The organism is Methanocalculus sp. (genome assembly GCF_029762515.1).
In the GTDB taxonomy this organism is placed as follows: Archaea; Halobacteriota; Methanomicrobia; order Methanomicrobiales; family Methanocorpusculaceae; genus Methanocalculus.
In genome coordinates this window covers 1-4,060 of record NZ_JARVGN010000203.1, presented here as the reverse complement: position 1 = coordinate 4,060, position 4,060 = coordinate 1, and the positions used below count along the sequence as shown (strand labels likewise).

3 protein-coding genes are annotated in these 4,060 nt (G+C 55.0%); all 3 read right to left on the bottom strand.

The genetic code is table 11. The features are described from left to right. A partial coding sequence (locus QCH34_RS08000) for a DUF5654 family protein (protein WP_300332642.1) occupies positions 1 to 132 on the bottom strand: 132 nt, incomplete at its 3' end. Between the two features lie 41 nt (positions 133 to 173). Continuing rightward, complete coding sequence (locus QCH34_RS07995) at positions 174 to 1,685, bottom strand: PKD domain-containing protein (protein ID WP_300332640.1); 1,512 nt, start codon at positions 1,683 to 1,685, stop codon at positions 174 to 176. Further along, positions 1,682 to 3,889 (bottom strand): Yip1 family protein, encoded by a 2,208-nt coding sequence (locus QCH34_RS07990; RefSeq protein WP_300332638.1) that lies wholly within the window; start codon positions 3,887 to 3,889, stop codon positions 1,682 to 1,684. The genes QCH34_RS07995 and QCH34_RS07990 overlap by 4 nt, the downstream gene beginning before the upstream one ends. Positions 3,890 to 4,060: the final 171 nt, after the last annotated feature.

The following is a 4,060-nucleotide window of genomic DNA, read 5'->3' as shown; positions in this document are numbered from 1 at the left end:
ATTATCCGCAGTCCCAAAGATTTCCCGAAAGAGGGCCTGGATCGATGAGTTCCAGGCAAGTGCCGCAACAAGCCCGAATGCAACAGTCATCAGGGCTCCAACCTTCTCAATAACCTCGGTTTTGATGCTCATAGGCTGTAATGATACCGGGAGGATGATAGTTTTTCCTGCTATTATCTTCCAAGAAGAGCCATTATCAGATTGAAATATTCCCGAAGGAGATCCCGTGGCTGCACGATCGGGATATCAAGCGAGATATTGAGCGTCGGGGAGGGGATGGGATCTTCTGCACCGTCCTGACTGCCATTATCTGCCGGATCAGCCATCAGCATAGCCGCAGGAGCCGGTGTCGGTTTCAGGACGGTGATATAGTTCTCCTCCAGGTGCCAGTCTGATCCATCTGAATTTTTTATCGTCAGCAGAACAGAGTAGGTGCCTTCTTCTGTGTAGGTGTGGCTCGGGTGCCGCTCTGAACTGCCGGAACCATCGCCAAACTCCCATCGCCATTCTTCAGGGCCGCCGATCGAACGATCCGAGAACCGGATGGTGAGGGGAGCGTTTCCAAATGTTTTCCCGGCATCAAAGGCAGCAGTCGGCTGATCCCGTACAACAATATACCCACTCCGGGTGAGCGATCCCGCAACATTCGTTCCTGATGCGGTGAGTTGTACCCGGAATGTTCCGGGGTGGGTATAGGTATGGGTTGGGTTCTGCTGGATGGAACTCCGTCCATCACCAAAATCCCATCGCCACTGGTTCGGGCTGCCGCCGGAGAGATCGGTGAACCGGACAGTGAGGGGAGCTCCTCCCCTCTGCTGGTCAGCGCCAAAGTCCACAACCGGATTTCTATCAAGTGTGATTAAGTTGTTTTTTTCGGTGGTTGCCGTTCCATACCTGTTTTCAACCTTCAGGGTAACCGTATACTCTCCTTTTTTGGTGTAGGTATGCGAGGGGTGCTGAAGTGTTGAGGTTGAGCCATCACCAAAATCCCAATGCCATGAGGTGATGCCTCCGGTTGATTCATCGGTGAACTGAACAGTGAGCGGGAGCTCGCCGCTTGTCCTGTCAACAGAGAAGAGGGCGGCCGGGGGAGTGGTGACGGTGATGTGATTTGAGAAGGTCTTGGTGAACCTTCCGGCAGGGTTCTCGATTGCAAGGATGACCGAGTAGGATCCCGGCTCTGTGTAGGTATGTACCACTGTCTGGCCGGTTCCCGTTGCCCCATCACCAAATGTCCAGTGCCAGTTTGTCGGAAGGTGTTGTGACGTATCCCTGAAGATGACGGTGAGGGGAGCTGTTCCGGTTACAGGAGATGCCTCAAACTCCGGTACCGGCACAAAATCACTCTCATAGATCATCACGTCATAGGGATTGCTCTGGAAGTTCTGTCCGTCAACCATCGTATAGAGGACTGCACGATAGGTACCGGCACGATCGAAGGTCTTTGTCACCACTCTGCCACTCCCTACCATCCGCGTTGCAGACGAGGGATCACCCACCCTTGCAAACTGCCATGACCATTCACTCACGTCTGTCTCGTTTCCCAAGACCGATCCGGTGAAGGTGATGGTGCCTGGAACGACGACGGATGTGGTATCGCTTGCGATCATCACATTCACAGCAGATGCTGTTCCGCATATAAAGAAGGCCAGAATGAGAAAGGAGAGGAGCAGAGAACGCCTCATAGAATCCCTCCCGAGAGGAGAATGCCCGCAAAGAGAGCGGCACCGTAACTGGCAACCGGGGGAAAGAGGGAGGCAGGTATCGAGAAGTCAAACGTGCTCCTGAGTGCGCCCGAGAGTACAAGAATCGACCATATGCCGGCGATAAAAAGACCTGCAACAGGAAGAAGCCCCACTATTCCAAAAGGAAGTACAGCGTAGAGCGTTATCCGGAGCAGCCTCCCGAAACTCCCCTCAACCCTCCCGGTGATCAGAAATGCCAGGAACGCGGCGATCAGAACCGCTGCTCCTGCTGCGATCAGGGTTGTGATGGTGAAGACTGCCATTGTCGCAGGGTCGGTGATCAGCTCCGAGATGACCGGATAGAGGGCGGGATCAACTCCGGCACGCCCTGCAAGAAAGCTGATAATCCCGATGGTGCCGAGGATACAGACGAGCATCGAGGTGAGGAAGAAGGTGAGCGGGAGCGGGAGGGGATCATCCTGGAACCTCGCAGCACCGGACGGTGCAAAGAGAAATGTCAGGATACGGCCATGCTCCCGCTTCGGGCGCGGGGTAAGGGGGTCGTCCTCCGTCGTCAGGAGCACATATTCCGAGAGTCCCCTCCAGTCATGGTCAGGGGAGAGGCGTACGCCGCAGGTGTCGCACCACGGGCTTCCCGGAGCGATGATCGTCTCGCATACCGGGCACCGGCATACAGGAGGTGGCGGTTTCTGATCGTCTTTTGGAGGTGGAGGAATCTCTTCCTCCTCTTCGTCCTCTTCCTCCGATTCTTCTTCGGGTTCATCCACTATCTCGTCCGGGTACTCACGACCAGCCGATTCCAGATCATCATACTCCCCCTCGATCATGGGGGGAGGGGTTTCATCCGCGGTGAGATACGCAATCCAGATATCACGCTCGTCTTCCTCCTCGAAGACGATGATCCGGTGGAAGATCTCTTTCTCCCTTGAGATGAGCGAAATGGTGACTGCCGGCATCCCGAAGAGATCGATTGTGGGGGATGCATCAAGGACCTGTGATGAACGGAACTCTTCCCGCACCGACGCCGAGGTGCCGTCACCTTCATAGATGATGAGCCTTTTTGAGGTGAGAAGAAGGCCGACTGGCTCATTATCCATCAGGAGTTCGGATCTCTGGCAGATCGGATATTCTGTTTTTGCAGGAGCCCGTCCTCTCTTTGAAAGAGTCTCGGGCCTGCTCCCGGCTGTCCCGTCGATGATCTCCTGAACCCGTACAATGAACCGGTCCCGCTCAAATGAACCCCCTTTCTCTGAAGGGAAACAGAGGATCAGGCGCCGGATGCCACTTCCGGTTGCAATGGCAAGGACCGCAGACTGGTGGCCGTCCGGTGTAAACTCAGGGACGATATCGAAGAGATCAGATCTCTGAAATTCACGGGGTGCGCCTTCACCTGCTTCCGGGATCAGGCAGATCCGGTCGAGATAGAGATCGGATCTGAAGGGGATATCCTTGATGGTGATACCGGTGATTGAACAGAAGGGAGTGGCAGGAGCTTTTTTGGGGGCAGGGGTCTCCTGTCCGGGGGCACTGTTCCCCCTGATATCACGGATCATGCTGATCGCCCGGTCACGTGCGGATGATCCTCCGGCATCACCCGGGAAGGAGAGGATCATCCGCCTGATACCACCGGATGTGCTGATCTCAAGGGCGAGGGAGGGAGAATCTCCATTTCCGGGTTCCAACTCCACCCCGGCAATGGCAGAGAGGGGGAAACCGGACCGTTTCCCTTTTCCATCTCCGGATGTTAACGTGATCCCGGAGGGGGCAATCCCGATAGCAAACCGCTCACCCTTGATCAGAACACCGGAAAAGATCTGATCATTCTTCTTGGCAATACCCGCAGGCGAATCACCTTTTCCCTGAATAATCGCCCGGATCAGGGCTTCAAGCCTGTCACGGCCCTGGGTACCCCCTGCCCATTCGGGAAAGGAAAGGACCATACGCCGGATACCGTTCGACGTGTTGATCGCAAGGGCAAGGGCGGGAAGGCCTTCGCTATCGATCTCGGGGACTGCATCGAAGAGGGCATCACGGGAAAATTCCCGAACATTTCCTGTTTTTGATTCGGGCTCGAGCCGGAGGATGCCGGGAGCTGCCGAGACGGTGAAGGGTTCATTCTTGATTGAGACACCGGAGAACCTGTGACCCGGCTGATTCCCCTGTGCTGCGCTGTCGCCTTCCATTATCTAATTATTATATATACTCAATGCACAGATAAGTCCTTTCTCCCCGGTTATCATCCGCCCCTGTTTTGATCACGGCTGAATGATAAGGGTTTATGTTTGTACTCCTCCAACAGAGAGTATGAGCGGTGATATCATTGCCTGATGACGATTCGATCAGGATACCGGAGA

What these genes read in the sequence shown, in the direction of transcription:
- QCH34_RS07995 (WP_300332640.1), bottom strand. Translation starts at nt 1,685, where the DNA reads ATGAGGCGTTCTCTGCTCCTCTCCTTTCTCATTCTGGCCTTCTTTATA.
- QCH34_RS07990 (WP_300332638.1), bottom strand. Translation starts at nt 3,889, where the DNA reads ATGGAAGGCGACAGCGCAGCACAGGGGAATCAGCCGGGTCACAGGTTC.